This is a genomic window from Cryobacterium sinapicolor (assembly GCF_004403465.1).
Taxonomy (GTDB): domain Bacteria; phylum Actinomycetota; class Actinomycetes; order Actinomycetales; family Microbacteriaceae; genus Cryobacterium; species Cryobacterium sinapicolor.
Window position 1 is genome coordinate 1 of the sequence record NZ_SOGQ01000048.1, and the last position, 14,519, is coordinate 14,519.

The 14,519-nt window shown below is 68.6% G+C and carries 17 protein-coding genes; 15 read left to right on the forward strand and 2 right to left on the reverse strand.

Annotation, left to right across the window (positions count from 1 at the left end; translation table 11 throughout):
• Positions 1 to 109, forward strand: a 109-nt coding sequence (locus E3T28_RS09285) for an integrase core domain-containing protein (RefSeq protein WP_166786907.1), incomplete at its 5' end; no start/stop codon positions are given.
• On the opposite strand, the gene E3T28_RS09290 is transcribed toward E3T28_RS09285, so the two are convergent.
• The gene (locus tag E3T28_RS09290) at positions 65 to 889 is read right to left on the reverse strand and encodes a metal-dependent hydrolase (RefSeq protein WP_134430083.1); all 825 of its coding nucleotides are present in this window, start codon (positions 887 to 889) and stop codon (positions 65 to 67) included. The genes E3T28_RS09285 and E3T28_RS09290 overlap by 45 nt on opposite strands.
• Before the next feature lie 116 nt (positions 890 to 1,005).
• Between E3T28_RS09290 and E3T28_RS09295 the strand changes: the two genes are divergently transcribed.
• The 13 genes from E3T28_RS09295 (at position 1,006) to E3T28_RS16860 (ending at position 11,990) form a co-directional block, all read left to right on the forward strand.
• Positions 1,006 to 2,160: a dipeptidase gene (locus E3T28_RS09295; RefSeq protein WP_241979260.1), complete on the forward strand. Its 1,155-nt coding sequence runs from the start codon at positions 1,006 to 1,008 to the stop codon at positions 2,158 to 2,160.
• A 58-nt stretch (positions 2,161 to 2,218) separates the two neighbouring features.
• Positions 2,219 to 2,923, forward strand: a complete 705-nt coding sequence (locus E3T28_RS09300; RefSeq protein ID WP_134430086.1) for an SGNH/GDSL hydrolase family protein — start codon at positions 2,219 to 2,221, stop codon at positions 2,921 to 2,923.
• Positions 2,924 to 3,467: 544 nt separating this feature from the next.
• The gene (locus E3T28_RS09305) at positions 3,468 to 3,830 is read left to right on the forward strand and encodes a YraN family protein (protein ID WP_370260162.1); all 363 of its coding nucleotides are present in this window, start codon (positions 3,468 to 3,470) and stop codon (positions 3,828 to 3,830) included.
• The gene (locus tag E3T28_RS09310) at positions 3,830 to 5,284 is read left to right on the forward strand and encodes a YifB family Mg chelatase-like AAA ATPase (RefSeq protein ID WP_134430091.1); all 1,455 of its coding nucleotides are present in this window, start codon (positions 3,830 to 3,832) and stop codon (positions 5,282 to 5,284) included. The genes E3T28_RS09305 and E3T28_RS09310 overlap by 1 nt, the downstream gene beginning before the upstream one ends.
• An 18-nt stretch (positions 5,285 to 5,302) precedes the next feature.
• The gene (locus E3T28_RS09315; protein ID WP_134430094.1) at positions 5,303 to 6,829 is read left to right on the forward strand and encodes a recombinase family protein; all 1,527 of its coding nucleotides are present in this window, start codon (positions 5,303 to 5,305) and stop codon (positions 6,827 to 6,829) included.
• A gap of 932 nt (positions 6,830 to 7,761) precedes the next feature.
• Positions 7,762 to 7,974 carry a hypothetical protein gene (locus E3T28_RS09320; RefSeq protein ID WP_134430097.1) on the forward strand — a complete coding sequence of 71 codons (213 nt, stop codon included), beginning with the start codon at positions 7,762 to 7,764 and terminating at the stop codon, positions 7,972 to 7,974.
• On the forward strand, positions 7,971 to 8,348 hold the full coding sequence (locus tag E3T28_RS09325; protein ID WP_134430100.1) for a hypothetical protein: 378 nt from the start codon (positions 7,971 to 7,973) through the stop codon (positions 8,346 to 8,348). The genes E3T28_RS09320 and E3T28_RS09325 overlap by 4 nt, the downstream gene beginning before the upstream one ends.
• Positions 8,345 to 9,925 carry an AAA family ATPase gene (locus E3T28_RS09330; protein ID WP_134430102.1) on the forward strand — a complete coding sequence of 527 codons (1,581 nt, stop codon included), beginning with the start codon at positions 8,345 to 8,347 and terminating at the stop codon, positions 9,923 to 9,925. Before E3T28_RS09325 ends, E3T28_RS09330 begins: the two co-directional genes overlap by 4 nt.
• A gap of 94 nt (positions 9,926 to 10,019) precedes the next feature.
• Positions 10,020 to 10,640: a hypothetical protein gene (locus tag E3T28_RS09335; RefSeq protein ID WP_134430105.1), complete on the forward strand. Its 621-nt coding sequence runs from the start codon at positions 10,020 to 10,022 to the stop codon at positions 10,638 to 10,640.
• Positions 10,640 to 10,990, forward strand: a complete 351-nt coding sequence (locus E3T28_RS09340; protein WP_134430108.1) for a hypothetical protein — start codon at positions 10,640 to 10,642, stop codon at positions 10,988 to 10,990. Before E3T28_RS09335 ends, E3T28_RS09340 begins: the two co-directional genes overlap by 1 nt.
• The gene (locus E3T28_RS09345; RefSeq protein WP_134430111.1) at positions 10,987 to 11,199 is read left to right on the forward strand and encodes a hypothetical protein; all 213 of its coding nucleotides are present in this window, start codon (positions 10,987 to 10,989) and stop codon (positions 11,197 to 11,199) included. Before E3T28_RS09340 ends, E3T28_RS09345 begins: the two co-directional genes overlap by 4 nt.
• Positions 11,199 to 11,795, forward strand: a complete 597-nt coding sequence (locus tag E3T28_RS09350; protein WP_134430114.1) for a hypothetical protein — start codon at positions 11,199 to 11,201, stop codon at positions 11,793 to 11,795. Before E3T28_RS09345 ends, E3T28_RS09350 begins: the two co-directional genes overlap by 1 nt.
• 21 nt (positions 11,796 to 11,816) lie before the next feature.
• Complete coding sequence (locus E3T28_RS16860; RefSeq protein ID WP_166786977.1) at positions 11,817 to 11,990, forward strand: hypothetical protein; 174 nt, start codon at positions 11,817 to 11,819, stop codon at positions 11,988 to 11,990.
• Positions 11,991 to 12,630: 640 nt separating this feature from the next.
• On the opposite strand, the gene E3T28_RS09355 is transcribed toward E3T28_RS16860, so the two are convergent.
• Positions 12,631 to 12,906, reverse strand: a complete 276-nt coding sequence (locus E3T28_RS09355; protein WP_134430117.1) for a hypothetical protein — start codon at positions 12,904 to 12,906, stop codon at positions 12,631 to 12,633.
• A gap of 323 nt (positions 12,907 to 13,229) precedes the next feature.
• Between E3T28_RS09355 and dprA the strand changes: the two genes are divergently transcribed.
• Entirely contained in the window at positions 13,230 to 14,489 is a 1,260-nt protein-coding gene (dprA, locus tag E3T28_RS09360) for a DNA-processing protein DprA (protein ID WP_134430120.1), read from the forward strand.
• Positions 14,490 to 14,519 lie beyond the last annotated feature (30 nt).

The window sequence follows — 14,519 nt, forward strand, 5'->3', positions numbered from 1 at the left end:
CGCATACCAAGACTGGATCCATAGCTACAATCACCACAGGCCCCATACCGGCATCGGCGGCAAATCACCCATCGACCGCGTTCACAACGTCAATGGGAAGAACAGCTAGCACGGCCTCCAGGTTGACGTCCCACGTCTCCAGCAGTGCGAACAGCAGGCCGTAGCCCGCATAGGCGGTGACCGGGATGAGCAGTAGCCACTCGCGCAGCGAGCCGGCGTTGCCCAGCACCGGCACGGACCAGTAGCCGCCCGACGACCACATCTGCTCGAGCACCGGCACCCGGCGCCACCATCTGGGCGGTTTCGGGATCCACGGCCAGAACAGGGGAAGCCCGCCGGTGGTGAGCAGGTCGCCCAGCAGGTGCACGCCATAGCCCAGCGTGAAGCAGACCACGAACCACGACTGCTGCTCGGGGGCGAAGACCGCGATGAAGGCCGCCACGGCGAAGCCGATCACCCACGCCAGCCCCCACGACCCCCTCGAGAGGCCCAGTACCTTGGCCGCGAAGGCGATCGCCGCGGCGCTCATCAGGGCCGGGCCGACGCGCACGGGCTCCGTCGCCCAGACCGGCTCCCAGAGCACGAGCCCGATCACGCTTGCGAGCAGCCACGCCGAGGCGAGGCCGAGCAGGCTGTGCAGGCCGTGGCGGTGCCCGCCGGACGCCCGGGAGATCCCCGTGGTAACCAGCCGGCCGAGGAACGGGACGGACTGGGAGACGGTGGCCGAGGTGTGGTCGGCGTCGGCGAGGAGGGCCGCCCCGGCGCAGAGCAGGGAGCCGGCGACCGTGCCGACGGGCGTCACGGGGAAGAGCCCGAGACCGTGCCCCGCGGTCGCCGTGACGGCGATCCAGGCGGCGGCCCCGGTCATGGCATGGTGTGCACCCATCATGAGAGGGGGTCCTAACTGGTTCAGGCCGTCGGGGGCATGCCGAGCCTCGACTGGGCCGATTCAACTGTAGGTGGATTCCGTTCCCCGCCCGTGCCGGCCGGCACTAGCGTGGTGGCATGAACACACCTGTTCCGTCCGCGCCCGCGCCCGGCGCAGCATCCGTCGCATCCTTCGCAGCGTCGGTCGCGGCGTCGGTCGTGATGGAGCAGGCGCTCACCCTGGTCCCACTGATCGACGGTCACAACGACTGGGCATGGGAGTGCCGGCAGAGCCGGGACTCCTCCGTGGAGGGGCTCGAGGGCGGTCTGGTCACCGACACCGACATCAAGCGGCTCCGCGCCGGGCGGGTCGGAGCGCAGTTCTGGTCGGTCTACGTGAGCGACGACCACCACGGCGCCGACGCCGTGCAGGGCACGCTCGAGCAGATCGATTGGGTCTACCGGCTCGCCGCGCGCTACCCCGACGACTTCGGCATCGCGCGGAGCGCCGCCGACGTGGAGACCGCCCGCGCGGCCGGGCGCATCGCCTCGCTGCTCGGTGCCGAGGGCGGGCACAGCCTCAACGACTCCCCGGCCGTGCTGCGCATGTTCGCCAGGCTCGGCGTGCGCTACCTCACCCTCACTCACGCGCACAACACGTCCTGGGCCGATTCAGGCACCGACGCACCCGAGCACGGCGGTCTCACGGCCCGCGGCGTCGACTACGTGCGCGAACTGAACCGGCTGGGCATGCTGGTCGACCTCTCGCATGTCTCCCCGGCCACCGCGCATGCGGCGCTCGACGCCTCCGACTCGCCCGTCATCTTCAGCCACAGTTCCTGCCGGGCCCTCAGCGACCATCCGCGCAATGTGCCCGACGGCGTGCTTCGGCGCCTGGCCGCCAACGGTGGGGTGCTGATGCTCACTTTCGTGCCCCAGTTCCTGTCCGAGGACTACTCGGCTTGGTTCGAGGGTGAGCGAACCGGACCGGCCCCCGTGGTGACGCTGACGGATGTCGCCGACCACGTCGAGCACGCCCGCCGCGTTGCCGGGGTGGACCACATCGGCCTCGGCGGCGACTTCGACGGCACCGACGAGTTCCCCGCCGGCCTCGAGGGCGTCGACGGCTACCCCGCGCTGCTGGGTGAGCTGGCCCGGCGCGACTGGCCGGCCGCCGACCTCGCCGCCCTGGCCGGCGCCAACGTGCTGCGGGTGCTGCGCGAGACGGATGCCGCGTTCGCGGCGGCCGGACACGCGGCATCCGGTGCCTCGGTGCCCCGGTTGGTGCGCTGAGCATGCCGGGCGCGCGCGTGCGACCAACCCGGACGTCGACCCGCTCCGAATCAGTGTCATGACTCCCGCCCGACGTCCCGCCGTCATCCTTTGGATCGCCGCCGTGCTGCTCGCGGGGGCGGCGGTCAGCACCGTTCTCGCCCTGGGCGGCGTTCTGAGCCGTGGTCCGGGCGAGGCCGACCCGGGCTCCGCGGCTCGCGCCCCGGGTGAGACCGTGGTCGCCTTCTACGGCGACTCCTACACGCGCGGCACCGGCGCGACGGCCACGGACAGTCGCTGGTCGACCATCGTCTCCGCCGAGCGCGGCTGGACCGAGGTCAACCCGAGCCGCAACGGCCTCGGCTTCGTGAACCAGCGGCGGGCGGGCGACGACCTGGTCGACCAGATCATCGCGGCCCGGCCCGACATCGTGATCAGTACCATGGGGCTCAACGACAATTTCTCGATGCCGTCCCGCGCCGACGAGATCGAGGCGGCGATCATCAGCGACTTCGAGACGATCCGGGTGGCCCTGCCCGAGGCTCGGCTCATCGTCGTGGAGCCGTTCTGGTACACCGAGGAGCGTCCGGACTCGGTGGACCAGATCATCGGCTGGGTGCAGGCGGCCGCGCTCGCCGCAGACGCCGACTACATTCCCGGGGCCTCGCACTGGCTCGACGGGCACCCCGAGTGGATGGCCGACGACGGCCTCCACCCCAACGACGCCGGCTATGCGTCCCTCGCCGGGCGAATGGATGCGGAGCTCGCCAAACTGGGGCTGTAGCCGTTCTTCCCCCCGGAGGTCATCCCGCGCGATCGGTTGCCTCGCTCCCGGACTGCCGTACCTGCCTCGCTCCCGGACTGCCGTACCTGCCTCGCTCCCGGACTGCCGTACCTGCCTCGCTCCCGGACTGCCGAACCTGCCGCACCGCGTGGACGCCGGTTCGGCCGAGGCGGGGCACCGCGCCCGGCGTCGAACCAATTCGACGGAGATTTTGGTTCAGAACCGCTTTTTCGGCCGATTCGGGGTCGATTCCGGCAAAATCTCCGTCGAATTCGTTGGTGCGAGGGCTGCTGAAGGGCCGCGGACGCCCCAATCGGCGACCCTGATCGCGGAAAGACTGGGTCGGGCCATTCCTTCGCGCTGAACCGAAAAGTTCGAGGGGTGCGAGCTGCGTCGCACCCCGCACCGTCGTCGGTTCGCGTGGGACGGAACTGCCGAGCTCGGCGGGGGGCTGGTCCTCCCCAAAGGGCGACGCGGCGCCGACCGCACAGTCTTCCGTCATAGCGAGTGCCGGGCGTGCCGGCCCGCCACGCTGGGGGCGGAGGTGCTCGTGGCACGCAAAGACGAACTGGGCAGGCAGGGCGAGGAGTGCGCCGCGGTCTTCCTCGCCGACGCCGGCTACCGGGTGGTGGAGCGCAACTGGCGCTGCGGTCAGGGTGAGATCGACCTGGTCGCCGAGATCGGGGGAGAGATCGTCTTCGTCGAGGTGAAGACGCGCTCGGGAACCCGCTTCGGGCATCCGTTCGAGGCCATCACGGTCGCCAAACTCGGCCGGCTGCGTCGTCTCGCGGCGGCCTGGTGCGAGCAGGCGGATGCCCGGCCCGCGCGCATCCGCGTCGATGCGATCGCCGTGATCATCCGCCCCGGCACCGAACCCGTGATCGAGCACCTGACGGGGGTGTTCTGATGGGGCTCGCCCGCACGCATGCGGTGGCCCTCGTTGGGCTGACCGGGGCGCTGGTCGAGGTGGAGGCGGACATCTCCGGGCAGCTGCCGGGCATCATCCTGATCGGGCTGCCCGATGCGGCCCTGTCGGAGGCGACCGAGCGCGTGCGCGCGGCGGCCAAGAACTCCGGCTGCCCGCTCACCCGCAACAAACTCACCGTCAACCTCTCCCCGGCGTCGCTGCCGAAGCACGGATCGGGCTTCGACCTCGCGATCGCGCTGGCCTGCCTCGGGGCCGACCAGATGGTCTCGGCAGGGTCGGTTGGCCGGGTGGTGCACATCGGCGAGCTGGCCCTCGACGGGCGGCTGCGGCCGACGCCGGGCATGCTGCCGGCCGTGATCGCGGCCTCCCGGCTCGGCCACGGTACGGTGATGGTGCCGGCCGGCAATGTGGAGGAAGCGTCCCTCGTGCCGGGCGTGCGGGTGATCGGCGTCGCCTCCCTGAGGGACGCCGCCATCTGGCACGGCGCCACGCTCGCCCCGATCCCGGTCGACCCCATCCTGGTTCCCCGTGACGCCGCGGCAGAAGCGGCCGAACCCGACCTGGCCGACATCATCGGCAATGACGATGCGATCCTGGCGATGCAGATCGCGGCGGCCGGCGGGCACCACGTGTTCATGGTGGGGCCGCCCGGCGCCGGCAAGACCATGCTGGCGGCCCGGCTGCCGGGTCTGCTACCCGACCTCGACCCGGAGGCCTCCCTAGAGGTCAGTTCCCTGCGGTCGCTCAGCGGCCGCGCCGTCGGGCACGCCCTGATCACCCGTCCGCCGCTCGAGGCCCCACACCACACAGTCACGGCTGCGGCCATGGTCGGCGGCGGCAGCGGGCAGATCCGGCCCGGTGCCGCCGCGCGCGCCTCGCACGGGGTGCTCTTCCTCGATGAGGCTCCCGAATTCGCGTCGGCGGTGCTCGACGCGCTCCGGCAGCCGCTGGAATCCGGGATGATCAGCATCCACCGCGCCAATGCGGTCGCGCACTTCCCGGCCCGCTTCCAACTCGTGATGGCGGCCAACCCGTGCCCGTGTGGCCAGTACGGCGCTCCCGACCTGGACTGCACCTGCCCGCCGAGTTCCCGGCGCCGCTACCTGGCGCGCATCTCGGGGCCGCTGCTCGACCGCATCGACATCCAGCTGAAGGTGCAGCGAATCACCGCCGCCCAACTGCGGCTCGCCGCCGAGACGCCGCGCCTGGTCAGCGCGGTCGCCCGCGGACGGGTGGTAGAGGCACGTGCCGCCGCGGCCCATCGCCTCGCCGGCACACCGTGGGCGCTCAACTCCGACGTGCCTGGCCCCTGGCTGCGCGGCCCCGCGGCCCGGCTCGGCGGCGCGGCCACGGCCATCCTCGACCGTGCGCTCGAGCGCGGTGGCATCACCATGCGCGGCTACGACCGCGTGCTGCGGGTGGCTTGCGTATGACTAAGACATACTTCAGATATGCCCCGTATAGCGATTTACCTCCGCCAGTCCAAGGCCGTCGAAGGCGACGAGCTCGCGATCGACCGACAGCGCGAGAACTGCCTTGCACGCGCGACGGGGAAGGGATGGACGGTCGACAATGCCGCGATTTACGTCGATAACAACGTCTCGGCCTCGTCTGAGAAGGTCCGCCCCGCTTACCAACGCATGATCGCCGACGTGAAGGCGCGGAAGTTCGACGTCGTGATCGCGTGGAACCTTGACCGGCTGACGCGTCGGCCCCGCGAGATCGAGGACTGGATCGACCTCAACGAGCGATACGGCGTGAACCTCATGACCAGCGAGGGGACCGAGCCGATCGACCTCTCGACCGAGACTGGGCGACTCATGCTCCGGGTTACGTCGAGCGTCGCGCGCATGGAGGTCGAGCGGAAGGGCCGCCGCCAGAAGGAAAGCAACGCGCAGTCTCGCGAGCTCGGACTCCCTCCGACAGGTCGGCGTGCGTTCGGATACTCTGCTCTCGGAGCGGGCGCGAAGGGCGTCCAGTCGACGAGGCTCGGCGCCGGGGGCACGGAATACCCGGCCTACGGTCACGAGCCGATCGTCGAGGAGGCCGCCGCGATCCGTCGAGGGTTCGACCTCCTCCTCGCGGGCGCTTCGCTCGGGACCGTGGCGCGTGCGTGGACCGCATCCGGCCTCACGACGACGACGGGGAAGGCGTGGGGACAGAACACCGTGCGCGGAGTGCTTACCAATCCTCGATACGCCGCTCTCGTGGCCCTTCCGCGGGAGATGGGGACCACCGGCCACCGAGCCAACCGCTACGACCTCGCGGCGCTCACGCCGGGCGGCTGGGAGCCGATCGTCGGCGTCGAGACGTGGACCGCGGCGAGCGAGATCCTCCGCGACCCCTCCCGGCGCAAGACCAGCGGAGCGCCCCGGCGCTGGCTCCTCTCCGGCCTCGCGACGTGCGCCGTTGTCGTCGAGGGCGGGGGAGTGTGCGGCGCTCCCATGAAGGCCGGGGCGACGCGCGACAAGGTCGCCGTCTACCGGTGCTCGGCGAGCTACCACCTCGCGCGGAAGGCCGACGTCGCCGATGAGCTCGTCTCTCATACGGTCATGGCCCGGCTCTCCCGATCGGATGCCGTCGAGCTTCTCGCTAACCACGAGGCTCCCGATCGTGCGGCCCTGAGCGCCGAGCTCACGGCCCTACAGGCTCGGCTCGGCAACGTGGCCGACCTCGTCGCCGACGGTACGCTCACGAAGGATCAGGCGCGGTCTTCGGTGGCACGCCTCCGAGGTCAGGCCGCCGAGCTCACGGCACGGCTCACCGACGCCGGGAAGGTCGACACGCTTGGGCCGCTGATCCACGCCGCCAATATCCGGGAGGCGTGGGCGGCCCTCTCCGTCGACGTGCAGCGCGCCGTCGTCGCGGCCCTGTACCGGGTCGAGTTCGCCACTCCAGGGCGCGGCACCCGGCCGCCCGCCGACGACGAGGGACGCCGCGACCACACCCGCCGAAGCGTCGCCCTGATCCCTCGCTGAGCTACGCCCCGCGCACCAATCGGCAACGGTTGACCCGTGGGGCGTAACTCGGGCGTCAAGCGGAGGCGCCCCTCCTCGGCTAGTGCCACTCCTCTGGCTCCAGGCCGCCGCCTCGCGGTCGTTGAGCGCGTAGGCGTCCACGAGGCCGTCGGCGGGTGTCGAGGCTCCAGGCGAGGACGGCCTCGTGGGGCTCTCGCTGACCAATCCGGGGCGCTCCCGCGACCTTCCGAGGAGCTCTTCGAGCGGGCGCGCAGACCGCCGGATTCCCGAGGAGCCCGCCGCTTGCATTTCGCCGCCCGGCGACGGCCCCGGCGGGGGGCCACTCGATCGGCCTCCCAATCTCTCCCCGTCGTCCCCGTTTCCCTGATGTCAGATCGGGGCATATCAAGCCCTCTATCCCTAAAGGGATAGAGAACGTCTTGACATTGGTTGCCGGGTGTCAAATTGGCCTTTGACATTGACAGCGTCCAAACCCCCTAGATCCCCTATATTTACAGGGTTGTCAAATGTCAAAGGCCCCTCTTTGACATCGTTTGATAACCCCCGTTCTGATGTCAAGAATGGCCTTTGACATGCCCCCCAATGTCAAACCCGTTTCTTGACATCAGGACGGACCATTTCGACCGCCTCCAGCGCCGAGCAAGCGGCCCTCGACGGCCCCGGCGACGACCGCGCCGAACCAACTCCAGACCGAAGCCGAGGCAAGCCTCCGGATAATTACAGTTTCGTAACATCGGAGGAATTCCTCCACTTGTTGCTAGTTAAACCGGTTGCTAGCGGTAGTGTTTGAACGTCGGCGAAAGTCGGCCCCTCGAAGGAACGATGCACGTCTTCGGATCAGGGATGCAGGCATCGGTGACTGACTAACGGCGAATCTCGCCGCAGCCCGACTCTGGCCAGACAGAGCAACTCAATCTCATTGAGGTGCTCCTTTGCCCGCCAAGACCCTTATCCCCTGCTCGGCCCCCGAGGTCGACGAAGACGGCGACTTCTTCGACATCGGCGACGATAACCGCGCCGAGTTCCACCGCCTCCTCTCGATGGGCTTCGACCGCGCGGCCTCCGCCTCGGTCGCCAGCGCGGCCCCTTTCAGCCACGAGCAGGCCGCGATCATCCGAGCCGCGTTCGCCGGGGCGACGCTGTGAGCGCCCAGCCGACTCAGGCGGAGATCGACGCGGCCGTCCGCCGCTCAGATATCGCACGCTCCGCCGCTCTCGCGCTCGCCGCGCAGAAGTCGCCCGAGTGGAGGACCGAGCGCGCCAAGAAGGCCGCCGCCGCCAGTGTCAAGGCCATGGCGATCAAGCGGGCGAAAGCCGCCGCCGTCCGCGCCGCCGCGGGCATCGAGGAGCCGCCAAAGCGGAAGAGGTACTCCTCGCGCGGCCTCCCCAATGAGGAGGTTCTGCGCGGTTACATGCCCGAGGTTGAGCGCCAGTTTCCCGGCCTCACTTACGACCAGAAGCGCCGCCAAGCCGCCGCCATGCTCCGGGCCGACCTCGCCCGCGTGGAGTTGGAGAAATGACCCCCGCGCCCCCGGTCGACGCCTCCGGTGAGTGGGTGATGATCGAGGACGAGCTCTACGCGCGCACCACAGCCGAGGGCAAGATCGCCGACGAGGCCGAGGCGATCGTCTCCGCCGCTCTGTGGGCGGCGGCGAGCGCGAGCCCGGACGTCACCCCCAAGCGCCGAGCGAAGCTGGCAGAGAGGGCCGCCCGGAAGGCGCTCGCCGATCGTTTCGGCGACGCCGACCTCGGCGACGTGATCGGCGAGCTCCCGGCGTGGGCGCGGACAGTCTCGGCCAGCGTCGAGGCCGACCTCGCCGAGTCCGTGCTCGGCTTCGGCATCCTGCCCCGTCTCCAGGCGGCCTTCCCGAACATGACTCCCGCCGACCTGGCCCGCTTCGTCGCGGACCCGGAGAACGGCGAGAAGCTTCTCGTCGAGAAGGCCCGCGCCGACCGCGACGCTTTCCGGAAGTCGGCCGCGAATCCCGGCGTCGGATTCAACGCCTCCGCGGCGCTCTACGGCGCCGACCTCGAAGACATAGCCGACGCGGCCTATCTGATCGACGGCTACTTTCCGGAGGCGTCCGTCATTGGATTGGTAGGCGAGACAGGTTCGTTCAAGTCCGCGCTCGCCATTGATGCCGGATGCTCGCTCGCGATCGGCGCACGATTCCTCGGTGAGATCGAGACGGCCGGGCCGCGCCGCGTCGTCTTCGTCGCTGGTGAGGGTCCGCGCGGCCTCCGGATGCGTCGCCGCGCGTTCATCGTCGACCGCGACCTCGAAGCGGCCGAGATCGCCCTCCTCGATCAGAATTTCATCGTCTATCCGAGCCCGATCAACCTCCTCTCTTCGGACGATGTCGCCGGGCTCCGCCGCTTCGTCGATTCTGTCGAGGCGTCGCTCGTCATCTTCGACACTCTCTCGGCGCTTACTCAGGGCATGGAGGAAAACAGCGCCGGAGATATGGCCGACGCGCTCCGAGCGGCCCGGCTGATCGTCTCCGGCCGCGAGAGTTCCTCCGCGCTGATCGTTCACCACCCCGGCAAGGGCGGCGGCGTCGACGGCCGAGGCTCTGGAGCGTGGAAGGCCAATCTCGACGCCGTCCTCGCGACACAGAAGGACGGCGATCTCGTCGCATTGACGCTGGAGAAGATGAAAGACGGAGCGACGGACTCGCGCCGGATCATCCGGAAGCGGATCGTCGAGATTCCGGAGTCGGTGAGCCGCCGCGGCGTCGCCCACGAGGCGACAACGAGCATTGTCGCGGCGCTCATGGCCCGCGGCACGGAGGCCCTCTTCGGGACTGGTAAGCCGCCGACTGCGACGGAACGCCGGGCGGAGGAGATCTTCTCTCATGTGATCCCGGCGCACACGGCCGCCGAGGGCGTCACCCGCGCGGAAATTCTCGAAGCGCGGAAGACGTCGCATGACGAAAGTTACGCAACCGTTACCAACGCGATCAACTCGCTTATCAAGAGCGCCAGGATCGCGGCGGATGGAAAGACCGCGAACGGCTCCGACCGCTATAAGCGCGTCTATGTCCCGAGCGCGACCGACCTCAGCCTCGCGGACATCGACGGGAGGGCGATCCCATGACCTGAAAACGAGCAAGCTCTCGACCCGCGTGATCCGGCGCGGCGCAAGGCCAGCAATCGAAACACCAACTAGCTAACCAATCGAAAGGCATCTCATGTCATTGCTCAAATTCTCCAACCGTTCCAACGAAGGCCGAGTCGGCTACGTCATCAACTTTCCCCGCGAATGCGGCGTGAAGGTTGTCGAGGCCGGGATCGTCGCTCTTGAGGAGGCCGTAGACCACCTTCAGAGCCTCCAGCGCGAGACGAAGCCGACCTTCGATGCCGTCGTCCAGGCAAAGGCGGCCCGCGACGACCAGGGCAAGCGCGACGCCCTCGGCAAGCCGAGCACCCTCTCGGAGTCGATCACGGCCGTCCACGCCGCCGAGCATGCCGTCGAGCTCCTCGACGCCCGCATCGAGGGCGCGAAGGCCCGCCAGATGGACGCCGTGAGCACGTTCCGGGCGCTCGTTCTCAGCAACGAAGCGGCGCTCAAGGCCGCGGCGAAGCCGAAGGCACAGAACGCCCGGCTGAAGCTCGTCGCGGCACGCCGGATGCTCGCCGACGCCGAGGCGGAGCTCAGCGAGTCCGCCGGGCTCCTCGAAATGTTCGAGTTCGGGGACACCAGCCGCCACGCGATCCGGGGTCATGCGGGCTCGATCCCTCTCTCGGTCGCGATCGAAGGCGTCGGGGACGCCGTCCGCGCGCTCGGCATCCGCGAGAGCGAGCTCGGCTAATGGCGAAGAAGAAGTCCGACGCGGAGGAGATCACCCCGCGACAGCGCCGGATCGCCGATCTGCGCGTCTCCGGCCGGACGTTCGAGGAGATCGCCGCCGAGGTCGGGATCTCGCCGGAGAAGGCCCACGCCGAGGCCGGGAGGGTGTTCGCATCCTTGGTAGGCGAGGACGCCGCGACCATCCGGACGCAATCGGAGCTCCGCCTCGACAACGTGCTCGTTCACGCGAACCGCGACCTTCGAGGGGCCTCGACGCAGTCGGAGCGGTCCACCCTCTACGGGATCATCCTCCGCGCGGAATCTCAGCGCGCATTGCTCCTCGGGCTCTCGCTGAAACGGGCCGACCAATGAGCGCGATTCGCGAACGCATGGCCCGACGGTCGACGGTTCGCCACGCCGCGGCCCTCCGCGAATCGCTCCGACAGTTCAGAGAGACGAACCAGCCGGGCCGCCTGCCGGGGAGGGCGAGGGAGATCCTCGCGCTCCTCGACGACTTCACCATCGAGCTCGGGGCCTACTCCCGAGCCCTCGACACACCCAACGAAGAGAGGCCCCACTAATGGCACTCAAGCTCCCCGACCGACCGGTTCCGTGTCCACCGACCCTCGTGATCGCTCCCGACAATTGGATCGACATGAGCGAGCACCCGGCCGCGCCGTTATTCAAAGAAGCCGACAAGATCGTTTTTGCCAAGCTCAAGGCGAAGAAAGCCGCGGGGACGCTGACCAAGTGGGAAGCGTACGACCTCCGCGAGTGCGTGACCGGCAGGGTCATCGACCGACGCCGTCGGCGAATGACCCGAGACGAACGCTACCGCGACATGCTCGCCGTCGAGGCGGCGCGCACGCCTCGGGACCGGGAGCTCTCGGAGGCCCGCTTCGCGTATGGGGTCAAGCTCATGGCAAGGCTGGACGAGGAACGGGAAGAGGAACGTCGAGACGCCGCCCACGGCTCGCGCCTCGTCTTCGAGGTTGAGGCCACGCCACCAGCCGCGAGCGACGAGGAGGAGGCGCGAGACGCGGAGCGTGCCCGCTTCATCCCTGACCAGGGCGGCGTCGCGAGCCGAGCAATCAGCCCGAGACGCCGTCGGCGGCCTCGACTAACCATCCTTCAGGCGTACGCGGACGGCCCCGACGATGATGACGACGACTACTAACCACGAACAAGGAGCACAACAATGAAGAACGCCACACCCAGCCAGGCCCAGGCCGCCCAGATCAAGGCAATGACCGGTGGCTCAACCTACGAAACGCCGACGCCGACGCGATCCAAAACCGTAAGCGAGATCCAGGCCGAATCGATCCAGGCGTCGGCCGACGGCTGGGATCGCATCCAGTACGCCGACGAGTAGTCCCGACTCACCAAAACAGCCCCCGCTCGGAGCAATCCGGCGGGGGCTTCGTCGTGCCTGTGGACAACTCCGACGGGTAAGCGGTGCATGGGGGAAGATTTCGGGCATGGAGGATGATGGAATCGGCTGGATCGGGCCACCCTGTCCGGCTTGCGGCCATGAAATGAACGCCGAACCGGTCGAGACTCGGCGCGGGCTCAACGTCGCCCAGCGTTGTCCTCAATGCACCCTTGTCTTGATCGGGACGACTCTTTTCTCGGTGCATGAGACTCAAAGTTATGAGTTTGTCTAAAAGATCGAAAGTTTTTTCGCGACTTATCCACAGGTCCTCGAACGCGCATCGGAATACTTATCCACAGGGCCGTCACAGCGGAAAAGCCCGGTCAAGAGCGTGAATTAGGGCCGAAATGGGCACTTCGCGGGCTGATCGTTCGTGACTTTTCGGGCACTTTCATGACCTTTCGGGCACTTTCGTGACCAATCCCGACCAATGCCCGACCGTTTGCCGGGCCAAGGGTGTCCCGATCCATGGGGCCAGGGTGTTGAGCCTGCGCTCAAGGCGCCTCGTGTTATCCACAGGGCCTCGATTATTTACGGATTCAAATGGTTGGCTTGCAGGGGTTAAGAAGCCGTCCCTGAGTCATACGCAGCAAATACCATAGAGGTAGGCGATGAAACTGAAATCCACTTCGTGAACTTCAGACAGGACCTTAAAACGAAATCTCCCTGTCGATTTCTTCGGCAGGGAGAGGTCGTGATCTAGAAGTACCGCATCGAGTTCCAGCTCGATTGCACCGTTCCATCCGGTTCCACCTATGTACGAGGAGACCAGTTGTTCAGATTCCGAAGGAAAGCCGAGGGTGCCGCGGCGGCTCTTACCACCAATGCTACGACAGACGAGGTCCAGATTGGGCACTCAGGTGCCAAATTTCGGCAGGACAAGACAGCATCCAATCTCGTTCGCGTTGAAGCGGTGATCTCAATCCTCCTCGGGTCCGCCGCGTTTCTTGACTGGCTCGTGAGATCGCTGACTGATGCGGGAGTGCCATTCCCGCACGCCTAGCGCGCCAGAAGTGAACGAAGCCCCGCTCGCATGCCGCGAGCGGGGCTTTTTTCTGCCCAGTTACGCCTTTAGAGCGTGCAGCTTGTGGCTTGGTCAATCGCTGACCTCCAGGGTGTCTCCCGGCCCGGCATCGAACAGGTTGGGCAGGCCCTGTACCTGCGGAAGGGAATGACGTCATGATGCTGTTCGGGCTGGAGGAATCCACGGTGATCGCGCTGACCGGGGGTGTGCGGGCATCCTGGGGGCCGGGCCCGACGGATGCCGCGGCCGCCGCCGACCTGTTCGCGCGCGCCGCGTGGACCGGCATCGCGGAGCCGGGCGACGGAGCCGCCGGACTGCTCGTGCAGGGGCTTGGTGCAGGGCCGGCCCTCACCGCCGTTCTCGACCTCTGGACCGGGGCCCGCCTCGCGGCCGCGCTGGCCGCCACGGGGTGGCCGCTGACCGACGACCTGCCGGTTCAACTGGAGCAGGGGCTGCAACGGTGGCGGCCGCGGCTGTCCTCGGCCGAGGTGATTCGCTCGCTGCAGCAGGCGGCGCGCGTGTCCACCGGGCTTCTCGTGCCCACCGATCCGCCCTGGCCGACGGGCGTCGACGACCTGGCGGTCCACGCGCCGGTCGCGCTGTGGTGGCGGGGCGTCCCGACGGCTCTGAGCGCACTCTCCAATTCGATCGCCCTGGTGGGTGCCCGTGCGGCCACCGGTTACGGCGAGCATGTGGCGATGGAGGCCTCCGCCGGGCTCGTCGACCGCGGCTTCCTGATTGTGTCCGGGGCGGCCTACGGCATCGACGGCATGGCTCATCGGGCGGCACTGGCCAGCTCGGGGCTGACCGTCGCTTTCCTCGCCGGGGGAGTGGACCGCTACTACCCGAGCGGCCACGACGCACTGCTGAGCCGCATCGCTACCGTGGGGGCGATCGTCTCCGAACTGCCCTGCGGGGCCGCGCCCACCAAATGGAGGTTCCTCCAACGCAACCGGTTGATCGCCGCCGCTAGCGCGGCCACGGTCGTGCTCGAGGCCGGCTGGCGCTCAGGTTCGCTCAACACCGCAGGGCACGCCGCCGCGCTCGGCCGCCCGCTCGGGGCCGTGCCGGGTCCGGTGACCAGCCCGACCTCGGCCGGTTGCCATCGGCTGATCCGCGAGTATGACGCCGTATGCGTCACCACGGCCGCGGAGATGGCCGAGCTCGTGGGCGAACGGATGCTGAACCTCACCCTCGACCTGCCGCCCGCCAACGGCGACACGGCCGGGTTCGGCGGCCGCACGAGTGAGCAGGTGCGCGTGTTCGACTCCCTGAGCACGCGGGCGGCGCGCACCGTGCCCGACATCGCCCGCCGGGCGGGTCTGTCGACAGCCGCGGTGCAGGGCTCCCTCGGCGCCCTCGACCTGGAGGGGGTGGTGCGCGAGAAGGAGACCGGCTGGGTGCGCGGCCGGTAGCGGCGAAGGGGCACCGGATACGCCCGTCGC

Excerpts from the sequence above, each read along its gene's own strand:
- dprA (WP_134430120.1), top strand. The coding sequence starts at position 13,230 with ATGATGCTGTTCGGGCTGGAGGAATCCACGGTGATCGCGCTGACCGGG.
- E3T28_RS09315 (WP_134430094.1), top strand. The coding sequence starts at position 5,303 with ATGCCCCGTATAGCGATTTACCTCCGCCAGTCCAAGGCCGTCGAAGGC.
- E3T28_RS09345 (WP_134430111.1), top strand. The coding sequence starts at position 10,987 with ATGAGCGCGATTCGCGAACGCATGGCCCGACGGTCGACGGTTCGCCAC.
- E3T28_RS09295 (WP_241979260.1), top strand. The coding sequence starts at position 1,006 with ATGAACACACCTGTTCCGTCCGCGCCCGCGCCCGGCGCAGCATCCGTC.
- E3T28_RS09290 (WP_134430083.1), bottom strand. The coding sequence starts at position 889 with ATGATGGGTGCACACCATGCCATGACCGGGGCCGCCGCCTGGATCGCC.
- E3T28_RS09350 (WP_134430114.1), top strand. The coding sequence starts at position 11,199 with ATGGCACTCAAGCTCCCCGACCGACCGGTTCCGTGTCCACCGACCCTC.
- E3T28_RS09340 (WP_134430108.1), top strand. The coding sequence starts at position 10,640 with ATGGCGAAGAAGAAGTCCGACGCGGAGGAGATCACCCCGCGACAGCGC.
- E3T28_RS09300 (WP_134430086.1), top strand. The coding sequence starts at position 2,219 with ATGACTCCCGCCCGACGTCCCGCCGTCATCCTTTGGATCGCCGCCGTG.
- E3T28_RS09330 (WP_134430102.1), top strand. The coding sequence starts at position 8,345 with ATGACCCCCGCGCCCCCGGTCGACGCCTCCGGTGAGTGGGTGATGATC.
- E3T28_RS09335 (WP_134430105.1), top strand. The coding sequence starts at position 10,020 with ATGTCATTGCTCAAATTCTCCAACCGTTCCAACGAAGGCCGAGTCGGC.
- E3T28_RS16860 (WP_166786977.1), top strand. The coding sequence starts at position 11,817 with ATGAAGAACGCCACACCCAGCCAGGCCCAGGCCGCCCAGATCAAGGCA.
- E3T28_RS09310 (WP_134430091.1), top strand. The coding sequence starts at position 3,830 with ATGGGGCTCGCCCGCACGCATGCGGTGGCCCTCGTTGGGCTGACCGGG.